The 19,048-nt window shown below is 45.8% G+C and carries 19 protein-coding genes; 8 read left to right on the top strand and 11 right to left on the bottom strand.

Going from position 1 to position 19,048, the window contains the following annotated elements:
* Window positions 1–3: 3 nt before the first annotated feature.
* Window positions 4–696, bottom strand: a complete 693-nt coding sequence (gene tsaB / locus QZ327_RS10505) for a tRNA (adenosine(37)-N6)-threonylcarbamoyltransferase complex dimerization subunit type 1 TsaB (protein WP_294619085.1) — start codon at window positions 694–696, stop codon at window positions 4–6.
* 93 nt (window positions 697–789) lie between these two features.
* Between tsaB and QZ327_RS10500 the strand changes: the two genes are divergently transcribed.
* The 3 genes from QZ327_RS10500 to nadD all read left to right on the top strand — a co-directional run bounded on the left by QZ327_RS10500 (window position 790) and on the right by nadD (window position 3,162).
* Window positions 790–1,668 carry a YicC/YloC family endoribonuclease gene (locus tag QZ327_RS10500; RefSeq protein WP_294619083.1) on the top strand — a complete coding sequence of 293 codons (879 nt, stop codon included), beginning with the start codon at window positions 790–792 and terminating at the stop codon, window positions 1,666–1,668.
* Between the two features lie 194 nt (window positions 1,669–1,862).
* Window positions 1,863–2,426: a guanylate kinase gene (gene gmk, locus QZ327_RS10495; RefSeq protein WP_294619080.1), complete on the top strand. Its 564-nt coding sequence runs from the start codon at window positions 1,863–1,865 to the stop codon at window positions 2,424–2,426.
* A gap of 130 nt (window positions 2,427–2,556) precedes the next feature.
* Window positions 2,557–3,162, top strand: coding sequence for a nicotinate (nicotinamide) nucleotide adenylyltransferase (gene nadD / locus QZ327_RS10490; protein ID WP_294619078.1), 606 nt, complete (start codon window positions 2,557–2,559; stop codon window positions 3,160–3,162).
* Here nadD and QZ327_RS10485 read toward each other — a convergent pair.
* The 4 genes from QZ327_RS10485 to QZ327_RS10470 form a co-directional block, all read right to left on the bottom strand.
* Window positions 3,131–4,408, bottom strand: coding sequence for a GTP-binding protein (locus tag QZ327_RS10485; protein ID WP_294619076.1), 1,278 nt, complete (start codon window positions 4,406–4,408; stop codon window positions 3,131–3,133). The genes nadD and QZ327_RS10485 overlap by 32 nt on opposite strands.
* A 129-nt stretch (window positions 4,409–4,537) precedes the next feature.
* A complete protein-coding gene (locus QZ327_RS10480) occupies window positions 4,538–5,875 on the bottom strand; it encodes an NADP-specific glutamate dehydrogenase (RefSeq protein ID WP_294619074.1) in 1,338 nt (445 codons plus the stop codon).
* A 426-nt stretch (window positions 5,876–6,301) separates the two neighbouring features.
* On the bottom strand, window positions 6,302–8,590 hold the full coding sequence (locus QZ327_RS10475; RefSeq protein WP_294619072.1) for an NADP-dependent malic enzyme: 2,289 nt from the start codon (window positions 8,588–8,590) through the stop codon (window positions 6,302–6,304).
* Between the two features lie 60 nt (window positions 8,591–8,650).
* A complete protein-coding gene (locus tag QZ327_RS10470) occupies window positions 8,651–9,931 on the bottom strand; it encodes an O-acetylhomoserine aminocarboxypropyltransferase/cysteine synthase family protein (protein ID WP_294619070.1) in 1,281 nt (426 codons plus the stop codon).
* A gap of 140 nt (window positions 9,932–10,071) precedes the next feature.
* Between QZ327_RS10470 and QZ327_RS10465 the strand changes: the two genes are divergently transcribed.
* Window positions 10,072–11,115 carry an N-acetylmuramoyl-L-alanine amidase gene (locus QZ327_RS10465; protein WP_294619068.1) on the top strand — a complete coding sequence of 348 codons (1,044 nt, stop codon included), beginning with the start codon at window positions 10,072–10,074 and terminating at the stop codon, window positions 11,113–11,115.
* A 75-nt stretch (window positions 11,116–11,190) separates the two neighbouring features.
* Here QZ327_RS10465 and QZ327_RS10460 read toward each other — a convergent pair whose 3' ends face one another.
* Both QZ327_RS10460 and QZ327_RS10455 read right to left on the bottom strand, forming a co-directional pair.
* Window positions 11,191–11,460 (bottom strand): GNAT family N-acetyltransferase, encoded by a 270-nt coding sequence (locus tag QZ327_RS10460; protein WP_294619109.1) that lies wholly within the window; start codon window positions 11,458–11,460, stop codon window positions 11,191–11,193.
* A gap of 272 nt (window positions 11,461–11,732) precedes the next feature.
* Window positions 11,733–11,942: a hypothetical protein gene (locus QZ327_RS10455; RefSeq protein WP_294619066.1), complete on the bottom strand. Its 210-nt coding sequence runs from the start codon at window positions 11,940–11,942 to the stop codon at window positions 11,733–11,735.
* A 411-nt stretch (window positions 11,943–12,353) separates the two neighbouring features.
* Here QZ327_RS10455 and QZ327_RS10450 point away from each other — a divergent pair, with 411 nt between their 5' ends.
* Entirely contained in the window at window positions 12,354–13,025 is a 672-nt protein-coding gene (locus QZ327_RS10450; RefSeq protein WP_294619064.1) for a phosphatase PAP2 family protein, read from the top strand.
* Window positions 13,026–13,406: 381 nt separating this feature from the next.
* Here the strand turns inward: QZ327_RS10450 and QZ327_RS10445 are convergent, their stop codons facing one another.
* Window positions 13,407–13,640, bottom strand: coding sequence for a hypothetical protein (locus tag QZ327_RS10445; protein ID WP_294619062.1), 234 nt, complete (start codon window positions 13,638–13,640; stop codon window positions 13,407–13,409).
* A 170-nt stretch (window positions 13,641–13,810) separates the two neighbouring features.
* On the opposite strand from QZ327_RS10445, the gene QZ327_RS10440 reads away from it, so the two are divergent.
* Window positions 13,811–14,698, top strand: a complete 888-nt coding sequence (locus tag QZ327_RS10440; RefSeq protein WP_294619060.1) for an urea transporter — start codon at window positions 13,811–13,813, stop codon at window positions 14,696–14,698.
* Window positions 14,695–15,399 (top strand): TIGR02757 family protein, encoded by a 705-nt coding sequence (locus tag QZ327_RS10435; protein WP_294619058.1) that lies wholly within the window; start codon window positions 14,695–14,697, stop codon window positions 15,397–15,399. The genes QZ327_RS10440 and QZ327_RS10435 overlap by 4 nt, the downstream gene beginning before the upstream one ends.
* A 210-nt stretch (window positions 15,400–15,609) precedes the next feature.
* Here QZ327_RS10435 and QZ327_RS10430 read toward each other — a convergent pair whose 3' ends face one another.
* Entirely contained in the window at window positions 15,610–16,140 is a 531-nt protein-coding gene (locus tag QZ327_RS10430; RefSeq protein WP_294619056.1) for a DJ-1/PfpI family protein, read from the bottom strand.
* 166 nt (window positions 16,141–16,306) lie between these two features.
* Here QZ327_RS10430 and QZ327_RS10425 point away from each other — a divergent pair, with 166 nt between their 5' ends.
* Window positions 16,307–16,657: a helix-turn-helix domain-containing protein gene (locus QZ327_RS10425; protein ID WP_294619054.1), complete on the top strand. Its 351-nt coding sequence runs from the start codon at window positions 16,307–16,309 to the stop codon at window positions 16,655–16,657.
* Between the two features lie 101 nt (window positions 16,658–16,758).
* Here QZ327_RS10425 and QZ327_RS10420 read toward each other — a convergent pair whose 3' ends face one another.
* The gene (locus QZ327_RS10420; RefSeq protein ID WP_294619052.1) at window positions 16,759–17,076 is read right to left on the bottom strand and encodes a hypothetical protein; all 318 of its coding nucleotides are present in this window, start codon (window positions 17,074–17,076) and stop codon (window positions 16,759–16,761) included.
* A 1,617-nt stretch (window positions 17,077–18,693) separates the two neighbouring features.
* Window positions 18,694–19,048: ATP-binding protein (locus QZ327_RS10415; protein WP_294619050.1), on the bottom strand; the 355-nt coding region annotated here is incomplete at its 5' end.

The raw sequence follows: 19,048 nt of genomic DNA, 5'->3' as shown, positions 1-19,048 counted from the left end.
TTTTTATAAAAGTTTTTTCGGTTGGCTTGCTACGAACTCTTTCAGATAGAACGGCTCGAAATAGGCTACGTCTTTGAAATCTTTTTCGGCTATTGCCTTTTCTGCCAGCGGGAACATCATGCTTGCCAGTGGACGGATGCCATCGATGAAGTGTGCATTGGGATGTACAATTGCAGTTTTGCATTTGGCTGCGCCGTCGCCGAAGAAGTAGACAGGCTGTTTGTCCAGAAACTCCCGGTAGGAGTTCTCGTCCACGATATCTGCTGCAATGTCGCGTACGGGATTCAGTGCGCGGTCGTAAATGGCGGCATATACTTCCATGCGCCGGGCGTCTATCATCGGACATAACAAGGCGTTTTCCGGCAATTCATCGTGATAGAGCAGCACCGGCACGCATTGCACTTTCAGGGTAGGAAGCCCGATAAGAGGCAGGTTACGTCCGTAACACACGCCTTTTGCCATAGATACGCCAATACGCAATCCCGTATATGAACCGGGACCACAACTTACGGCAACGGCATCCAACGGCATGGCATGGCTATCGGCAAATGACAGTGCTTCGTCAACGAATACTCCTAATGAAACTGCGTGTGAAGGACCGTTCAGGTCTTCTTTCTTGAAAACGTTTTGTCCATCTTCACTCACGGCTACAGAGCAGACTGAGGTAGACGTTTCAATATGCAAGATACATGACATAACTTCTATTCTGATATTTTTCTTGTGGCAAATTTACGTGATTATTTTCACTAATTAAAATAATCGTGTAATTTTGCGCAAAACTATAACATTATGATACAATCTATGACGGGCTATGGCAAGGCAACGGCCGAATTGCCCGATAAGAAAATCAATGTTGAGATTAAGTCGCTCAACAGTAAGGCAATGGATTTGTCTGCCCGTATCGCTCCGCTTTATAGGGAGAAAGAGATGGAAATCCGTAACGAAATATCCAGGATGTTGGAACGTGGCAAAGTCGATTTCAGCCTTTGGATTGAAAAGAAAGATGCGGAACAACCGGCTACTCCCATTAATCAGGAATTGGTGGCGGCTTATTATAAACGGATTAAGGAAATCTCTGTAACTGCCGGCATTCCCGAACCTGCCGACTGGTTTGCCACATTGCTCCGTCTGCCGGACGTGATGACGAAGAACGAGGTTCAGGAACTGAGCAACGAAGAGTGGGCAGTGGTGCATGTGGCGGTGGAAGAGGCTATCAGTCGGTTGATTGACTTTCGTAAGCAGGAAGGTGTGGCGCTGGAAGGGAAGTTTCGTGAGAAAATCGCGAATATCGCCCGGTTGCTCGAAGCGGTAGAGCCGTATGAGCAGGAGCGGGTGGGCAAGGTAAAAGAGCGTATCACCGATGCCCTTGAGAAGACTTTAAGTGTGGATTATGATAAGAACCGTTTGGAACAGGAACTTATCTACTACATTGAAAAACTCGATATAAACGAAGAAAAGCAACGTCTTTCCAATCATCTGAAATATTTCATCAGTACGCTTGATAGCGGTAGCGGACAGGGTAAGAAGTTAGGCTTTATCGCACAGGAAATGGGGCGTGAGATTAATACACTGGGCAGCAAATCCAACCATGCCGAGATGCAGAAGATAGTGGTGCAGATGAAGGATGAATTGGAACAAATCAAGGAGCAGGTGCTGAACGTAATGTAATATGATTAAGGAGTTGGCTGGAGTTTAAAAGAGAGTTGCTACTTCGCTTTGTTCCGTCAGGAGTTAGAAGCCGATAGCGTTGCTTGTGCGGATGATAATTCCGTTTTTATAGGCGATAATCAGCCTTTAATTCTTGTCCGCAGGACAATAACTCCCGAAAACTCCTTTTGATTCCCCTCAAAATAAAAAAGTATATGGGCAAACTTATCATTTTTTCAGCCCCCTCGGGTTCGGGCAAGTCGACAATCATCAACTATCTGTTGACGCAGAACCTGAATTTGGCTTTCTCCATTTCGGCAACCAGCCGTCCGCCGCGCGGTGCGGAACAAAACGGTGTGGAGTATTTCTTTCTTACCCCCGATGAATTTCGGCAGCGTATAGCCAACGATGAATTTCTGGAATATGAGGAAGTGTATCAGGACCGTTTCTACGGAACGCTGAAGGCGCAAGTGGAGGCGCAACTCGCCGCCGGACAGAATGTTGTGTTCGATGTGGATGTAGTGGGCGGCTGTAACATCAAGAAGTTCTATGGCGAACGTGCTTTGTCTGTTTTCATTCAGCCGCCTTCGGTGGAGGAGCTGCGCAAGCGCTTGACAGGTCGTGCTACGGATGCTCCCGAAGTAATTGAGAGCCGTGTGGCAAAAGCCGAATATGAACTTGGTTTTGCTTCAAAGTTCGATACGATAATCGTGAACGATGATTTGGAGACCGCCAAAGCGGAAGCGTTGGAAGTAATAACCCGTTTCCTGAATCGGTAAAACAGCTCTTGTCTCTTTGCCTGTAATTGATATCAATACAATAGTCAAACTTTGCCGGAACCGCCCGACAGGACAGTTCCGGTGAGGATTGATAGTTGTAATTCCCAATTTTTAATTTTCAATTTACAAAGTGAATATAGGTGTCTTCAGCGGTTCGTTCAATCCGGTACATATCGGACATTTGGCGCTTGCCAACTATCTTTGTGAATACGAAGGTTTGGACGAGGTTTGGTTTATGGTGACCCCTCATAATCCGCTGAAAGAAGAGACATCTTTAATGGACGATGAATTCCGCCTGAAATTAGTGCGCCTTGCCATTGCGGGTTATCCTAAGTTTCGGGCTTCCGATTTCGAGTTTCACCTGTCGCGCCCGTCCTATACCGTCCATACACTGGACAAACTGAAGCAGAATTATCCGCAAGATACTTTCCATCTTATCATAGGTTCCGACAACTGGGCGCTCTTTTCCCATTGGTATCAGTCGGAGCGTATTCTTGCGGAGAATTTCATCCTTGTTTATCCTCGTCCGGGTTATGCGGTAGATGGGGAAGCTTTACCTCGAAATGTAAAACTGTCATCTTCACCCACATTCGAAATCAGTTCCACCTTTATCCGCCGGGCTATGGAAGAGGGGCGGGATGTGCGCTACTTCCTGCATCCGGCTGTCTATGAAGCGTTGAAGCAGGCCGGAGTTGAAACCGGGTCTATTCCAGGCATTCGTCAAGGTCGCGTATAATCTGTTCCTTGTCCATGTGCTGACCTATGAAGACAATCTTCTGCATGCGGTCGCCATACTTCTCGTCCCAATCGCGTAGCAGTCCGGGTTCTTGGCGCATCAGTTCAATCAGGTCTTCTTGGGGTGCGGTGGCATACCATAAGCCGGCTTCGGTCAGTTGTTTTTGAATACCTGCCTGCTCGAAAAGGTAGGACATGTCCCGGTTGTGGCTGAAATAACATACTCCTTTGGCGCGGATGATGTTACGGCTCCATTTGGTAGCGATGAAATGATCGAATTTATGTATGTCGAATGCCGGACGGCGGTAGTAGACGAAAGTGCCGATACCATATTCCTCTACTTCGCCCCCTTCATGGTGATGGTGGTGATGCCCGTGTTCCTCATGGTGATGTTCATGTTCTACATTACAATGCTCATGTTCTACATTATGATGCTCATGTTGACCTTTACAATGTTCATGTTCATCTTTATGGTGGTGATGTCCGTGCGCTTCTTTCTCTTCCTCTTCAGTGGCTTGTTTCTCTATTCCGCGTATCCAACCTGCCGAGGTAGCTACGCGTTCGAAGTTGAACATGCCTGTGTGGATAATCTTTTCCAGATCCACCTCTGCATAATTGCATTCTATGATTTCGGCTTCGGGTTGCAGGGTGCGTATAATCCGCTTGATACGCTCCAATTCTTCGGGTGCTACTTCCGCCGCCTTGTTCAGCAGGATGATGTTGCAGAACTCGATTTGCCGGATGATAAGGTTCTCGATGTCTTCCTCGTCAATTCCTTTCTGCACGAGATTGTTGCCGCAGGAAAATTCGCTTTGCAGGCGCAAGGCATCGACCACGGTGGTGATGCAATCCAGGCGGCAGATGCCGTATCGGGTGTACATGCCACCCAAGCGGGGAATGGAGCAGATGGTCTGTGCGATAGGCTCCGGTTCACAGATGCCGCTGGCTTCGATAACGATATAGTCGAAACGTTCCATACGCATGATTTCGCCTATTTGCTCTATTAAATCTGTTTTCAGCGTGCAGCAAATACATCCGTTTTGAAGTGCAATGAGACTTTCATCCTTCTTGCCGACAATGCCCCCTTTCTGAATGAGGTCGGCATCGATGTTGACTTCGCCTATGTCGTTCACGATAACCGCGAACTTGATGCCTTGTTTGTTGGAAAGAATATGGTTCACCAATGTCGTTTTGCCACTGCCCAGATAGCCGGTCAGCAACAGTACGGGGATTTCCTTTGTTGTCATATCTATTATTGATTAAGAATCTCTTTAACAGGGAGCAAATGTAGGCAATATTAACAATAATAAAAAACAGAGACAGGAAACATTGTAGTTTCCCGCCTCTGTTTTCTATTGTTGCTATGGCCGTATGTCTTATAAGATGCCTTGTGCCATCATGGCTTTTGCCACCTTCATGAATCCGGCAACGTTGGCACCCTTCACGTAGTTCACGTAACCGTCTTCTTCTGTTCCGTACTGTACGCAAGCTTCGTGGATATTCTTCATGATGCTTTTCAGCTTTTCGTCCACTTCTTCGGAACTCCAACCCAACTTGATGGAGTTTTGGGTCATTTCCAGACCCGATACGGACACACCACCGGCATTGGCAGCCTTGCCCGGAGCATACAGAATCTTGGCTTCTTGGAATACTTTGATGGCTTCGGGAGTAGAAGGCATGTTGGCTCCTTCGGATACTGCTATACAGCCGTTTGCCACTAATTGGCGGGCGTGATCACCGTTCAATTCGTTCTGAGTTGCAGAAGGCAGTGCTATGTCGGCTTTTTCACCCCAAGGTTTGGCTCCTTCTACATATTTAACACCCGGATATTGCTCTGCATACTCGCGGATACGTCCACGGTAGAGGTTCTTCAATTCCATGATGTAATCCAGTTTCTCGCGGTCGATACCTGCCGGGTCGTAAATGTAACCGTCAGAGTCGGACATTGTCAGGACTTTACCTCCCAGTTCGAGAACTTTTTCAGCAGTGTATTGGGCAACGTTACCCGAACCTGAAATCAGGCAGGTTTTGCCCTGCAGGTCTGTGCCTTTGGTTTTCAGCATTTCCATCAGGAAGTAGATATTACCGTAACCCGTAGCTTCCGGACGAATCAGCGAACCGCCGAATTCGCGACCCTTGCCTGTAAATGTTCCGGTAAACTCGTGTGCCAGTTTCTTGTACATGCCGAACATGAAACCTACTTCGCGACCGCCTACACCGATGTCACCGGCAGGAACGTCGGTCTCGGGACCGATGTGGCGCCACAGTTCCAACATGAATGCTTGAACGAAACGCATAACCTCGGCATTGGACTTGCCGCGCGGAGAGAAGTCCGAACCGCCTTTACCGCCACCCATGGGCAGGGTAGTGAGCGAGTTTTTGAAAGTCTGTTCGAAAGCAAGGAATTTCAGGATTGAAAGGTTTACGGAAGCGTGGAAACGGATACCGCCTTTGTACGGACCGATGGCATTGTTGTGTTGTACGCGATAGCCCATGTTGGTTTGTACGTTACCCTTATCATCCACCCAAGTAACACGGAACTGGTAAACACGATCGGGGATGCAAAGACGCTCTATCAGATTGGCTTTGTCAAACTCCGGATGTTTGTTGTATTCTTCCTCAATGGTAGAAAGAACTTCTTCTACTGCCTGATGATACTCCGGTTCATTGGGGAACCGTCTTTTCAAATCTTCTAATACCTTAGCTGCATTCATAATCTATTTCTTTTTATTTGGTTGTTTTTTTTAGTTGAAGAGGTTTCGGCAGGCAAGTTGGCGAGGGATGGTTGATAAGGCATCTATGTTATTGCCGGGGATTCTTTTCCATCTTGTCTTCTTGCCGGTCTGTTTCTCTGTTTCGGTTGCAAAAGTAAATATAAAATTGATACAAACAAGCATTTTATAAAGAAAATGCGGGATAAAGCAACAAAAATATTGTTTTATCCCGCAAAAACGAATAAAAAGATATTGTTTATCTCCTTTTGAGTGCTTTTATTACAGGGATGAATACTAATGCCGCCGAAATGATAAGTGTCAGGATGATTTGTCCGTCAATTCGTTCGGAAGTTGTTAGTATAATGTAACAAAGTGCCGCCCAAAGAAGCGTGATGCAAACTATTTGGAACTTGGATAATTGTCTTCTCATTTGCCGGCTTTCTTTTTATCCACAATAGCGTCGATAACTGCCACTGCGGTGATGTTTACGATGTCGCGTACGGAACTTTCAAAGTCGGTGAAATGGACAGGCTTGTTCAGTCCCATCTGTATCGGTCCTATCAACTCGGAATCCATGTCCATCGACTGCAACAGTTTGTATGCGGAGTTGGCGGAACTCAGGTTCGGGAAGATAAGCGTATTCACATCCTTTCCTTTTAGGCGGGTGAACGGATATTTGGCATCGCGCAACTCGCGGTTCATGGCAAAGTTCACTTGCATTTCGCCGTCAATGGCAAGTTCGGGATAGTTGCGCTGCATGTAGTCTACGGCTTCGTGTACGCTTACCGGACTTCCTTCCTTGTCTGTGCCGAAGTTGGAATAGCTCAGCATCGCCATGACGGGGGTATGATTGAAGAAGCGTACGGTATGTTCCGACAACTTGGCGATATCAATCAGCGTTTCGGCGTTGGGGTGGCGGTTGATGAGCGTATCGGCAAGGAAGTACGTACCTTTCTTGGAGTTAAGGATATGCATGGTGCCGAAGTGCTTGTACTCCGGACGGATGCCGATTACCTCTTTTGCCACTTTGATGGTATTGCTGTATTTGGTGTACAAACCGGTGATGAAAGCGTCTGCTTCGCAGGTTTCCACCATCATCATGCCGAAGTAGTTGCGTTCGAACATCTTATCGTTGGCTTCTTCGTACGTAACACCTTCGCGGGCGCGTTTTTCGGAAAGGATACGTGCGTAGCGTTCGCGACGTTCCGATTCGTCGGGATGGCGCAGGTTTACGATTTCGATACCTTCGAGGCTGAGGTCAAGTTCTTTTGCCAGTTTTTCGATAGCTTCATCGTTGCCCAATATGATGGGATGGCAGATACCTTCGGCTTTTGCTTCGACGGCAGCTTTCAGCATATTGGGGTGGATGCCTTCGGCAAAGACCACGCGTTGCGGGTTGCGGCGTGCGGTGTCGTAGAGCTGGCGCGTAAGTTTGCTTTCGTAACCCATAAGTTCACGGAGCTGCACACGATAGGCATCCCAGTCTTCAATGTGCTTGCGTGCCACACCGCTTTCCATGGCTGCTTTTGCCACAGCACACGATACTTCGGTGATGAGGCGTGGGTCTACCGGTTTCGGGATGAAATACTCGGGACCGAAGGTGAAGTTGTTGACGTGGTATGCCTCGTTTACCACATCGGGCACGGGCTGCTTGGCAAGGTTGGCGATGGCATGTACGGCGGCAATCTTCATCTCCTCGTTGATGGCTTTAGCCTGTGTGTCGAGTGCACCGCGGAAGATGTAGGGGAAGCCGATGACGTTGTTGATTTGGTTCGGATAGTCCGAACGTCCGGTAGACATCAGCACATCCGGGCGTGCCGCCATGGCGTCCTCGTATGATATTTCCGGAGTAGGGTTGGCAAGGGCGAATACGATGGGGTGCTCGGCCATGCTGCGCACCATGTCCTGCGTCAATACATTGCCTTTGGAAAGGCCGAGGAATACATCGGCACCTTTGATGGCTTCGTCAAGGGTGTGTACATCGCGGCGGTCGGTAGCAAAGTAACGTTTCTGTTCGGTCAGGTTTTCCCGGTCGCTGGTGATGACGCCTTTGCTGTCCAGCATCAGAATGTTTTCGCGGCGTGCGCCGAGCGATTCGTACAATTTGGTACATGAGGTAGCGGAAGCGCCTGCGCCGTTCACAACGATTCTTACGTTTTCAATCTTCTTGCCTGCCACTTCCAGCGCGTTCAACAATCCGGCACTGGAGATGATGGCAGTGCCGTGTTGGTCATCGTGCATCACAGGTATGTCGAGCTCTTCCTTCAGGCGGCGTTCTATCTCGAAACATTCGGGAGCCTTGATGTCTTCCAGGTTGATACCGCCAAAAGTGGGAGCGATGGCTTTTACAGCTTCGATGAATTTGTCAGGGTCTTTCTCGTTCACTTCGATGTCAAAAACATCGATGCCGGCATAAATTTTGAACAACAGCCCTTTCCCTTCCATGACGGGCTTGCCGCTGAGAGCGCCGATGTCACCCAAGCCGAGAACGGCGGTTCCATTGGAGATTACAGCTACCAGATTGCCTTTTGCTGTATATTTATATGCGTCTTGCGGGTTCTTTTCAATTTCGAGACACGGCTCCGCAACACCTGGAGAATAGGCGAGTGAAAGGTCGGTTTGCGTACTGTAGGGCTTGGTCGGCACTACTTCAATTTTTCCCGGTTTGCCTTGCGAGTGATAGAGCAAGGCGGCTTCTTTGGTTATCTTGGCCATAATAGATTAGTTAAAATGATTATAAATAAGTCGCAATTGTCAGTAAAGAACGGCGGATGCCTATGCATTCAGCGCCTGTTCTATGTCTGCGATGATATCATCCGCGTTTTCGATACCTACCGAGAAGCGGATAAGGTCCGGACGGATACCGGCCTCCAGCAATTGTTCGTCCGAGAGCTGGCGATGTGTATGGCTGGCGGGGTGGAGCACGCAGGTACGTGCATCGGCAACGTGGGTCACGATAGCTGCCAGTTTCAATGAATCCATAAACTTGATTGATACCTCACGGCCACCTTTCAACCCGAACGAAATGACGCCGCACGAACCGCTTGGCATGTATTTCTGTGCCAATTCGTAGTACTTGTTGCCGGGCAGGCCGCAATAGTTCACCCATGCCACCTTCTCGTTCTTGGAAAGATATTCGGCAACCTTTTGGGCATTGTTGCAATGTTGTGGCACACGCAGATGCAGTGTCTCCAGACCAAGGTTCAACAAAAACGCGTTTTGCGGAGACTGGATGCTGCCGAGGTCACGCATTAACTGTGCGGTAGCCTTGGTGATGTAGGCAAGCTTGCCGAAAGCTTTTGTGTAGGTCAGTCCGTGATAAGATTCATCCGGGGTGCAGAGACCGGGGAACTTGTCGGCATGCGCGTCCCAATCGAAATTACCGCTGTCTACAATGGCACCGCCTACACTGGTGGCGTGTCCGTCCATGTATTTGGTGGTAGAGTGCACCACTATATCGGCTCCCCATTCGAACGGGCGGCAGTTGATGGGAGTGGGGAATGTATTGTCTACAATCAGGGGGACACCGTGTTTATGGGCAATGCGGGCGAACTTTTCAATATCGAGCACTTCCAGAGTGGGGTTGGAGATTGTTTCGCCGAACAATGCCTTGGTGTTTGGGCGGAAGGCGGCGGAGATTTCCTCTTCGGGTGCGTCCGGATTGACAAACGTCACATCGACACCCAACTTTTTCATTGTTACTCCGAACAGGTTGAATGTTCCGCCATAGATGGTAGATGAACATACGAAGTGGTCGCCCGCTTGGCAGATGTTGAAGATGGCATAGAAATTTGCAGCTTGTCCGCTTGATGTCAGCATAGCTGCCACACCGCCTTCGAGGGCAGCTATCTTGGCGGCAACGGCATCATTCGTAGGATTTTGCAGGCGGGTATAGAAGTAACCGCTGTCTTCGAGGTCGAACAGGCGTGCCATTTGTTCGCTGGTGTCATACTTGAAAGTTGTACTTTGATAAATGGGGAGCACCCGGGGTTCGCCCTTTTTGGGAGTCCACCCTGCTTGTACGCATAGTGTCTCCGGTTTGAATTGCTTTGCCATAATGTTATCTGTTTTTAGAGTTTCTTTATCTTTTAAGCATGTAAGTTGTCGCAAAAGTAGGAAAAAAAATATAAATTTGTACGCGTGAATGGTAAAATGCTATATTTTAGCAATTGAAAACCGGTTGCCGGTATGAATAAATGATGAATAACGGGAATATGAAACGTATATTTTGCTTGTTGGCTGTCCTTTTTTGCTCCTTTTCTATTTTCAATGTTTTCGCCCAGGAAGAATATGCCACTCCCAAGCCAGGTGAGGGTATCTCTGCTTTTTTGGAACGGAACAAACGTCCGGGAAAAGCTTGTTATGACAAGTTTATGGAGTTGAACAAGAATCGTTTGCGTGGAAAAAAAGAATTGTTGTTGGGAGTGAAATACATGTTGCCACCGTTGGGGAATGGAGCATCGGAAGCCACCTCTCCCACATCTGCCGCCAATAAAAAAAGAGTGGTCCGTGAACGGTTGTTCGGGAAGAAACTTGCCGAAGTGGAAGTCACTTCCGACCGTTTGCAGGGAGCTTGCTTCTATGTGGTCAGCGGACATGGCGGTCCCGACCCCGGTGCCATCGGGAAAATAGGGAAAGTGGAACTGCATGAAGACGAGTATGCCTATGATGTTGCCTTGCGTCTTGCCCGCAACCTTATGCAGGAGGGGGCTGAGGTGCGCATTATCATCCAAGATTCCAAAGACGGCATTCGCGACAGCCGTTACCTCTCCAACAGCAAGCGGGAAACTTGTATGGACGATGCCATTCCGTTGAATCAGGTGGCGCGTCTGCAACAGCGTTGTGTTAAAATCAATGAACTCTATAAGAAGGACCGCACGAAGTATAACTATTGCCGGGCCATATTTCTGCATGTGGACAGCCGCAGTAAGAGTGCGCAGACGGATGTCTTCTTTTACCATGCTCCGAAAAGTGCGCCGGGAAAGAAACTGGCTGTTACGATGAAGGACACCTTTGAGTCGAAATACGACAAACATCAGCCCGCCCGCGGATTTCAAGGAACTGTCAGTGCACGCAATCTCTATGTGCTGCTGCAAGCTGTTCCGGTTTCGGTTTTTGTGGAGCTGGGCAATATCCAGAATGCTTTCGACCAGCGCCGTTTTGTCATTAGTTCCAATCGTCAGGCGTTGGCAAAATGGATGACGGAAGGCTTCATCGCCGACTATAAGTCATCGAAATAGATACCTTTGCCAAGAGCCTGTTTGATTGGAAGAAAATTTAAACAGGCTCTTAGTTGAGCACAGGTGGTATCTGCCTTAAAGCCGTTTTGTTTCCGGATGCCTTTCCAGCCATTTCACTGCATACGAGCAGGTGGCGCTTGGCTTTAAGCCTTGTTCGGCGGCATATTCGTAGGCTCTTTTTACGAGAGCGGCGGCAATTCCCTTACCCTCAATGGCAGCGGGGACAACCGTGTGGAGAATGTCCAGGCTGCCGTCGTGAAGGCTGTATTCCACATAGGCTGTGTGGGCGTCCACTTCGGTAGTGAACAGGTGGTGCTTTGGGTTGTGATTGATGTAGTATTCCATATTGTCTCTTTTTTTAGTCATTTACCTTGTTCTTTGATGGCGTTGGGTACTGATATAACGTCCGTTAGATATAAATGTTGGATGTATAGTGTCGAATTATAACATTTAAACGATTGCTATCACATTCTGCCTTGCTTAGTGTATGTCCGGCTGTTTGTCGGGAATTTGTTTTCTGTTTATCAATAAAATATGTTACCTTTGCAGGCAATAGAATTCAAGTACCTATTTATAGGTATCAATACAAACCAAAAGTAATTGCTTATGGCATAAAATTACAACATCGGTTGCGATGTCATATTTTCGAGGATAAAAAAGAAACGTTGTGTCTGTATCTTGCTGTAATAAAGCGTAGGAAACTTTAACCTGATAACAAGATTGGCATGATGGTTCTCCACGTATATACGTGGGGCTGCCGTCACCATTCCGTTATCAAGGGCTTTCCTACCGCCTTTTACAGAGGAGTGAATGATGTGTGGTTCCACGTTTCTATTTCTCTGTATCTAACCTCAAAATCACGTGTAAAAAATGTAAAGTACGAACATTATATAATAGTTATTCAAAGAAACGTTGTGTCTTCATCTTGCTGTAATAAAGCGTAGGAAACTTTAAAACTGATAACAAGATTTTGGCATGATAGTTCTCCGTGTTGTTTGCATGGTGGTGCTGTCTCCATTTTCGAGTTAAGACATACAGTCTGAGCAATGGGGATGTAAGCATACAGTTCCACGTTTCAGTACCAATCTAAAATTCAGCCAATCGGGAACTGGTGAGGCCAAGCAAACCACATGGATGTTAAAAAAATGATTTTGGCAGTTTCCCTGACAGTGACTCTGCCAATGAAAATGCACGGGCAACAGACGGATTATGATTCCTTATCCGTAAACAACAGAAGTATGGAAAATTATAAATTCGAGTGGCGGAAAACGATTTTGCCTGTATCTTTGATCGGTACCGGTGCGGTTGCGCTCGCCCCGAGTTTCATTCGGAATGGTAGCCGTAGTATCACAAACAGTGTGATTGATATACGGGGGGACAACAAACGGCTTGAGTTTGACGATTATATCCAGTACCTGCCCGTAGCCGGCTCCTTAATGCTGGGTTGCACAGGTATTGAATCAAAACATTCATTCCGGGACAGGGCTTTTATTGTCGCTACTTCCTATGCGACGCTGGCCGTACTTACGAACATTCCAAAATTCTACATCGATGAGAAAAGACCGGAATTTGCAGGACACAATTCTTTTCCTTCCGGACATACGGCAACCGTTTTCATGGGGGCGGAACTGGTACGGATAGAGTACGGCGGTTGGTATGGTATCGGTGCGTATACTATTGCAACCGGAGTAGGATTCATGCGGATGTACAACGGAAGGCACTGGCTTCATGACGTAGTGGCAGGTGCAGGAGTAGGCATATTGAGCGCACGGGTTGGCGAATGGAGTTGCCGGTTGTGGCAAAAAATATTTCAAAAGAGGGGAAAGAAAGAAAACAACCTTGTTTTCACCCCGATAGCCGCCCCGGTGAACGGTGGCTATTACGGCTTCACTATGGGATGTTGCTTTTAAAGCTACCGCATTGCATGCACGAATCGGGGCGGCTTTTAAATCGCCCCGTTTTTTTTTACACTCTCAAGAAACACGTTTCTTATTCTTATAGGTTGCGTTCACTGTTGCCGCTGTCCAATTGTTGTAACCTTTCTTCGTTTCGCTTTTGCTGTTTTTTATGGCAAAAAGACGGTGAAAGCACTTTTTTGCTTACTCCTCTTCTTCCGCTCTTCTGCCGGAATAGCGGTGTCTTGCATAAAGTGCGGATAGATATACCGTCTTTTTCGATAGAAATGCGCTGTTTATGCAGATTTCAGGCTTTTCCGCTGATGGACATTGCTGTCTGTGGCGATAGATGTTAATGTCTGTCGTGATAGACATTAATGTTTCTCGCGATAGACATTAATGTCCATCACGAGCGGCATTAATGTCCCTCGCCACAGACACCTGCATCCGGGAAACGGGATGCCCGTACGCGGCATTTCCGGCGTTTTTCCGCGCCGGTTGGTTTGTAAGGATTTCGCTATTGCGTTGATAATGTATGGGATAAGCGTTTTTCGTTTCGTTTTTCCCGACCGGCAACACATCGGGACGGAAACAGGCGATTCTGCGGAGTTGGGAAATACAAATTGTCATTCTGATACATGGCTTTTTCATTTGTCTACCCATTCTCATGAAAGGCACGATAGGCTTTGGATGTTATTAGGGAAGTTCGTTAATAATCATTGTTTAGTGTGCTTGTAAAGACAAAATGTGTGTATTTTTGCCGGACAATAATATTGTACGAATAGATTTTGAAAAAGTATATGAAAGGGATGTTGTTTGTTATGGGACGTGGCATCGGGCAGGTGATGTTTCAGAATAACGCATTGTCGGGGTTTCTGATGCTGGCAGGCATTCTTCTGAATTCTTGGCAGATGGCTTTGCTGGCGATTGCCGGGAATGTTGTAAGTACATTGGCGGCGTATTTTCTCGGATATTGTCGCGAGGATATAAGGAACGGGCTTTACGGATTTAACGGCACTTTGGTCGGGATGGCGGTTGGGGTATTTATGCCGGTTACTGTAGTTTCCTTATTATTGCTGATTGCGGGGGCTTGCTTGTCTGCATGGATTGTCCGTCTTATTAGTTTGCAACGTTGGTTGCCCGGGCTTACCGCTCCTTTTATTCTTTCCGTATGGTTGTTGTTGGGGGCTTGTCATTGGATAATGCCGTTTTTACTGTTGCCTTCGGGAGAGGCTGTGGCGGTTCGGACGTTCTCTTGCTTACAGGCTTTCTGTTTGAGTTTCGGTCAGGTGATGTTTCAGGGAGATACGATATTGGCGGGGCTGCTTTTTCTGTCGGGTGTTTTGGTTAACTCCCGTATCAATGCCTGTTACGCAGTATTGGGAGCATTGCTTTCGACCCTGTTTGCATGGCTGATTGGAGTGGATTATGCAGTATTGAATGCAGGACTGATGGGATATAACGGAGTGCTGTGTGCCGTTGCCTTGGGAGATAAAACATGGAAAGGCGGTATGAGGGCGGCAGTAGCCGTACTGTTGTCCGTCTTGCTTCAGATTACCGGTATGGAGTGGGGGATAACGACTCTTACCGCTCCTTTTGTGGTGGCTGTATGGACTGTGGCAGGATTGCGCAAGTTGGGTGGAAAGGTGAAGACGGAAACTATGAATAACGAAATTTTGCAGGCATGACCGAACAAACCCGATTACAACTTTTGGCATGGGCGGGAGAATACCATTGTGCTGCCTTTATACAACATGATCCTGTTCAGTTTCCACACCGGTATATGCGGAAACAGGATATCGAGATTAGCGGCTTGCTCACGGCTATCATGAGTTTCGGAAACCGCAAGCAGATATTGAAGAAGGCGGATGAGTTGCATCGTTTGATGGGGGATTCACCTTATCAATATGTTTTGTCCTGCCAATGGAAAGAGGATTTTCAGTTGACGGGCAGGAGTTTTTACCGTATGCTTTCTTACGCGGACTTTCATGTTTGCTTTGCCCGATTGCATGCTGCCTATTCCCGGTTCGATAGTCTGGAAGATGCTCTGTCGGTTTATTCGGGTACACCGATGGAAAAGCTGTGCGCGTTTTTGGAAGTCTCTGCCAAGAGTCCGCAAAAGAAATTGAATATGTTTCTGCGCTGGATGATACGGAAAGAATCGGAAGTGGACTTCGGCATCTGGAAGAGTTTCGACTGCCGCGATTTGTTAATTCCTTTGGATACTCATGTTTGCCGGGTGGCATATCTTTTAGGGCTTACCGACACGGAAACGTTTTCGTTGAAGAATGCACGGAATATAACTTCAGCTTTGGCGGAAGTCTTTCCAAGCGACCCCTGCTTGGGAGATTTCGCACTGTTTGGCAGCGGGGTAAACGGAGTGTTATGAAGTTTGAACTGTTTCTTATCGGTCTGTTTCTTCAATTTGGTTGGTAAGAAGAGGGTATGTCGAAACGATAGAAGGTTTGCATAATCACATTTTTCAGCCGCAGATGACACGGATGACGCAGATGAATCAAGAAAAATCTGCGTTGTCTGTGTCATCTGCGGCTGAAAGATAGTGTATGGGGTGTTTCGATGCACGCTCTTCGTGCATTGTCTATGCTTTCAACACCGTTACTATCTTTTCTATCATTGTCCGGATGTTGTTCTCATCCCGGGCGGTATGGAAGTTTCCGTCTGTTTCGGAAGGCTGGTCGGTCGCTTTTCCATTCCGGATGGCAGGCTTTGCCAATGGATGAACGGACACTTTCTTGCCTTTGGTGATACCTGTAGCATCAAACATCATGGCGGCGGCACAATGCCCAATCATGATTTTGCCTTTTTCACCAAATGCCTTGATGATTTCCAGCATGATAATGTTATAGGGTTTGTCGGCATTCTGCTGAAATGCAGGAACGGCATCACCGCAAGCAAATACGAGTGCATCGTATTCGTCCTCACGCCCTTTCAGATTGGCTACTACATCATCGGTTGTCAGGGTGATGCCGGAGTTTGTTTTAATTTCCTTACCCTCTGCTACCGCAAATACTTCATAAGAAATACCGTTCTCGAAAAATGCTTCCAAATACTGGAATAAACCGCATCCGTTTACCGGATTTACTGCTAAAACTGCTACTTTTTTTGGCATACTACTTTATTATTATATGAGACAATAGTTATTTTCAGCAAGTTCATTACTTTTGTGCTGCAAAGTTAGGTCCCTTCTTGGCAGAAAGCAAGAAGGAACTTGAATGTTAGATAGTTACAGCGATGTAACCATTGTTGAAGTTCAGACGATTAGTGATAGTTAAAAAATGGAAAACTTTCATCATGCAGGTAGTTGCCCGATACGGGATGTTTTGAGTAAGCTGGGAGATAAGTGGACAATGCTTATTATGGTTACATTAAAGGCTAATGGTACAATGCGCTTCAGTGACATACAAAAGGCAATCGGTGATATATCACAGCGGATGCTTACGGTTACGTTACGTACATTGGAAACGGACGGATTGATTATTAGGAAAGTATATGCGGAAGTACCTCCACGTGTGGAGTATGCTCTTACGGAAACGGGATATAGCTTGATGCCGCATATCGAATCTCTGATTGATTGGGCTTTGGAACACATGGAGGATATTCTGGAGCGGCGGAGATGCAACAAGTAAATGAAAGTCATAAAAATTACACATTATTATAATGCGTAGAGAGTGTGTCGAAACATCTCAAACACACCCTCTTTCTTTACAGATTTACCTTTTCAAAAGGGTCATTCTTTGACAGCTTCGCCTTTTTCATTCAGAATTGCTTCCGTTTCCTGGCCGTCTTGAGCAACAATGGTGATTTTGTAGATTTTTGCTCCATCTTTTTCCTTAACATAGGCTTCTTTCACGGAAGAACCCGCGTAGTTCTTTGTCACTGTCTGCAGAATGGCTTGAGGCAACTCTGCCGGATTCATCTTTACAAATTCATTTTGTGGAGCCTGTGCTTCTGCCACAATTGCTGATGAGTTGTTTACTTCCTGTGCGAATACTACAGAACTGCCTGTTCCCAAAATCATTGCTAATGCTACTAATACCTTTTTCATGACTTTCTGATTTTAAGTGAAAATTTAGGTTGATTATCTCTAACACTTATCGTAGGACAAAGAGGGTGCCAAAAAGAAGTGTTCTGTTTATATGATTGATTTATAGGTGAATGAATAAGGGGCTTGTAAGTGGATAATGTGGAAATCTGTAGACTGTTGTGGAATCGGGCAACACATCTGAGGAATAATTACACAAAATCTTTGATATGAAAGGCTTCGTCAAATGGTATTTCCGGTTAAAGAAAGTAGGAGGTAAGAGAGGATGGAATATGGTTATACTTCATTGCTGATTCTTTGGAGTTTTACTACCTTCTTCTATGATACTTAATACAAATCTTATAATAAAAAGAAGTATTACTCCTAATACAGCATACATCGACAGTATAAACAACGACAACATTACCGGAAAATATATAATGGATATTAGCAACAGGGATTTTCCATGATGTCGTAACAAAGTAACAAATTGTACGAATTGAATAATGATCATAATAACGGCATATGTTAGAGATAGTGCTGTTATAAAATGCCAAAAGCCGAATTCGAAGCATAATGCTCCCCACATATTATCATTGGGAAATATGTCTAATGGGCTGCTGAATGGAATTTTAATAATCATCACTATCAGTGGAATAAGAATAGCATAGGCGGAATAGCTTAAATTGATTGGTGATGTATTACGTCCTATCCAGTTCAATACATTCCTGAACAGTATACATTCTTGATATACGATAAACATGCTTGCCGAGATTGTCAGTATCATATTCCCCGATTTATTTTCTATCAATTGAAGTGAAGAGAACATGCTTGCCCGCGAGTAGATCATCCAAGCAAATGTGCATGCCGCTATGGAGAGAAGGGTGATGAGTGATATCTTGTTGAACCTTTTCCATGAAAGATATTCGCCATTCGAGAAATGTGCTATATAATTTAATATTGTTGCCAGGACAATCAATGCGGAAAGTATTATCGGAAATGTATACAGTGGGTCAATCATAGTTATATTAAAATAAGATGTCTAATAAAATTCCTTGAATCTCATTGAAGTTCAAGGGATACATTGCTTCTTAATAGTGTTACCTTCAGTAACCGGAATCCGGTTTGTTTGGCACTATCTTTTAATTACATTTTTGTATGATGTATGTCTCTTGAATAAAGTTTTCACAGTTTTACGCCGTTCGATATCAGGTTGTATCTTGGATACAATTTCTAAATACAAAATTAGTGATTTATTTGAGATTGCTATGTTTTTTGGGGAAAATATCCGTTCGTCTTGGGGAGACTTTAACTCTGCCATATCTTTATCTTTAAAGTTTTGATATATCGCATAGTGGTACTTGAATGTTTATTATATGTGCTCGTTGATTTACGGAAAACATTTAAATTGATAGTTGTTGCCGACAAACTAAGAACAGCTTATTCTTTTTTATTTTTAGCATCATTTGTTTATTATGCCATTTACTTTATCATTACTATATTGGAAAATCCACTCAAAGTAGTCCCCTTAATTCACAGCAATTTGACCCCTGTTAAATTTTTCCATTCTCCCCTCCTGTTTATTCTTGTTTTCTTCGTATTCTTCCTGTCAGTTATGCCGGGTTCTACATTAAATTTCGTTTATAAATATAACGATTCTTTTTTACTTTTACATTTCCGCAGCGACTCCCCGAAGAGTTCAATGCGTATGGCCTGATGCACAATTCTGTCCAGAACGGCATCGGCAATCGTCTTTTCTCCAATAACGTCATACCAGTCTTTTACCGGGACCTGTGATGTTATGATGGTAGATTTTTTACCATGCCTGTCCTCAATGATATCCATCAGATTCATCCGCCCCTGGGAATCGAAAGGTTGTATACCAAAATCATCCAGTATAAGCATATCCAACCTTTCGATTTTCTTGAGTTCTTGCAGGATTGTACCTTTTGCCTTGGCAACCTTAAGCGTCCCCATAAGTCTGGATGTATTGGCA

The sequence above is a fragment of the uncultured Bacteroides sp. genome, assembly GCF_910578895.1.
Lineage (GTDB): Bacteria > Bacteroidota > Bacteroidia > Bacteroidales > Bacteroidaceae > Bacteroides.
The sequence above is the reverse complement of the archived record's forward strand: the minus strand, read 5'-3'. Positions and strand labels throughout refer to the sequence as shown.

Coding starts and splice junctions, on each gene's coding strand:
- QZ327_RS10500 (WP_294619083.1), top strand. CDS start 790: ATGATACAATCTATGACGGGCTATGGCAAGGCAACGGCCGAATTGCCC.
- QZ327_RS10435 (WP_294619058.1), top strand. CDS start 14,695: ATGACCGAACAAACCCGATTACAACTTTTGGCATGGGCGGGAGAATAC.
- QZ327_RS10440 (WP_294619060.1), top strand. CDS start 13,811: ATGAAAGGGATGTTGTTTGTTATGGGACGTGGCATCGGGCAGGTGATG.
- tsaB (WP_294619085.1), bottom strand. CDS start 696: ATGTCATGTATCTTGCATATTGAAACGTCTACCTCAGTCTGCTCTGTA.
- QZ327_RS10460 (WP_294619109.1), bottom strand. CDS start 11,460: ATGGAATACTACATCAATCACAACCCAAAGCACCACCTGTTCACTACC.
- QZ327_RS10480 (WP_294619074.1), bottom strand. CDS start 5,875: ATGAATGCAGCTAAGGTATTAGAAGATTTGAAAAGACGGTTCCCCAAT.
- QZ327_RS10445 (WP_294619062.1), bottom strand. CDS start 13,640: ATGACAATTTGTATTTCCCAACTCCGCAGAATCGCCTGTTTCCGTCCC.
- QZ327_RS10465 (WP_294619068.1), top strand. CDS start 10,072: ATGATGAATAACGGGAATATGAAACGTATATTTTGCTTGTTGGCTGTC.
- gmk (WP_294619080.1), top strand. CDS start 1,863: ATGGGCAAACTTATCATTTTTTCAGCCCCCTCGGGTTCGGGCAAGTCG.
- QZ327_RS10475 (WP_294619072.1), bottom strand. CDS start 8,590: ATGGCCAAGATAACCAAAGAAGCCGCCTTGCTCTATCACTCGCAAGGC.
- QZ327_RS10485 (WP_294619076.1), bottom strand. CDS start 4,408: ATGACAACAAAGGAAATCCCCGTACTGTTGCTGACCGGCTATCTGGGC.
- QZ327_RS10430 (WP_294619056.1), bottom strand. CDS start 16,140: ATGCCAAAAAAAGTAGCAGTTTTAGCAGTAAATCCGGTAAACGGATGC.
- QZ327_RS10470 (WP_294619070.1), bottom strand. CDS start 9,931: ATGGCAAAGCAATTCAAACCGGAGACACTATGCGTACAAGCAGGGTGG.
- QZ327_RS10420 (WP_294619052.1), bottom strand. CDS start 17,076: ATGAAAAAGGTATTAGTAGCATTAGCAATGATTTTGGGAACAGGCAGT.
- QZ327_RS10425 (WP_294619054.1), top strand. CDS start 16,307: ATGGAAAACTTTCATCATGCAGGTAGTTGCCCGATACGGGATGTTTTG.
- QZ327_RS10450 (WP_294619064.1), top strand. CDS start 12,354: ATGGAAAATTATAAATTCGAGTGGCGGAAAACGATTTTGCCTGTATCT.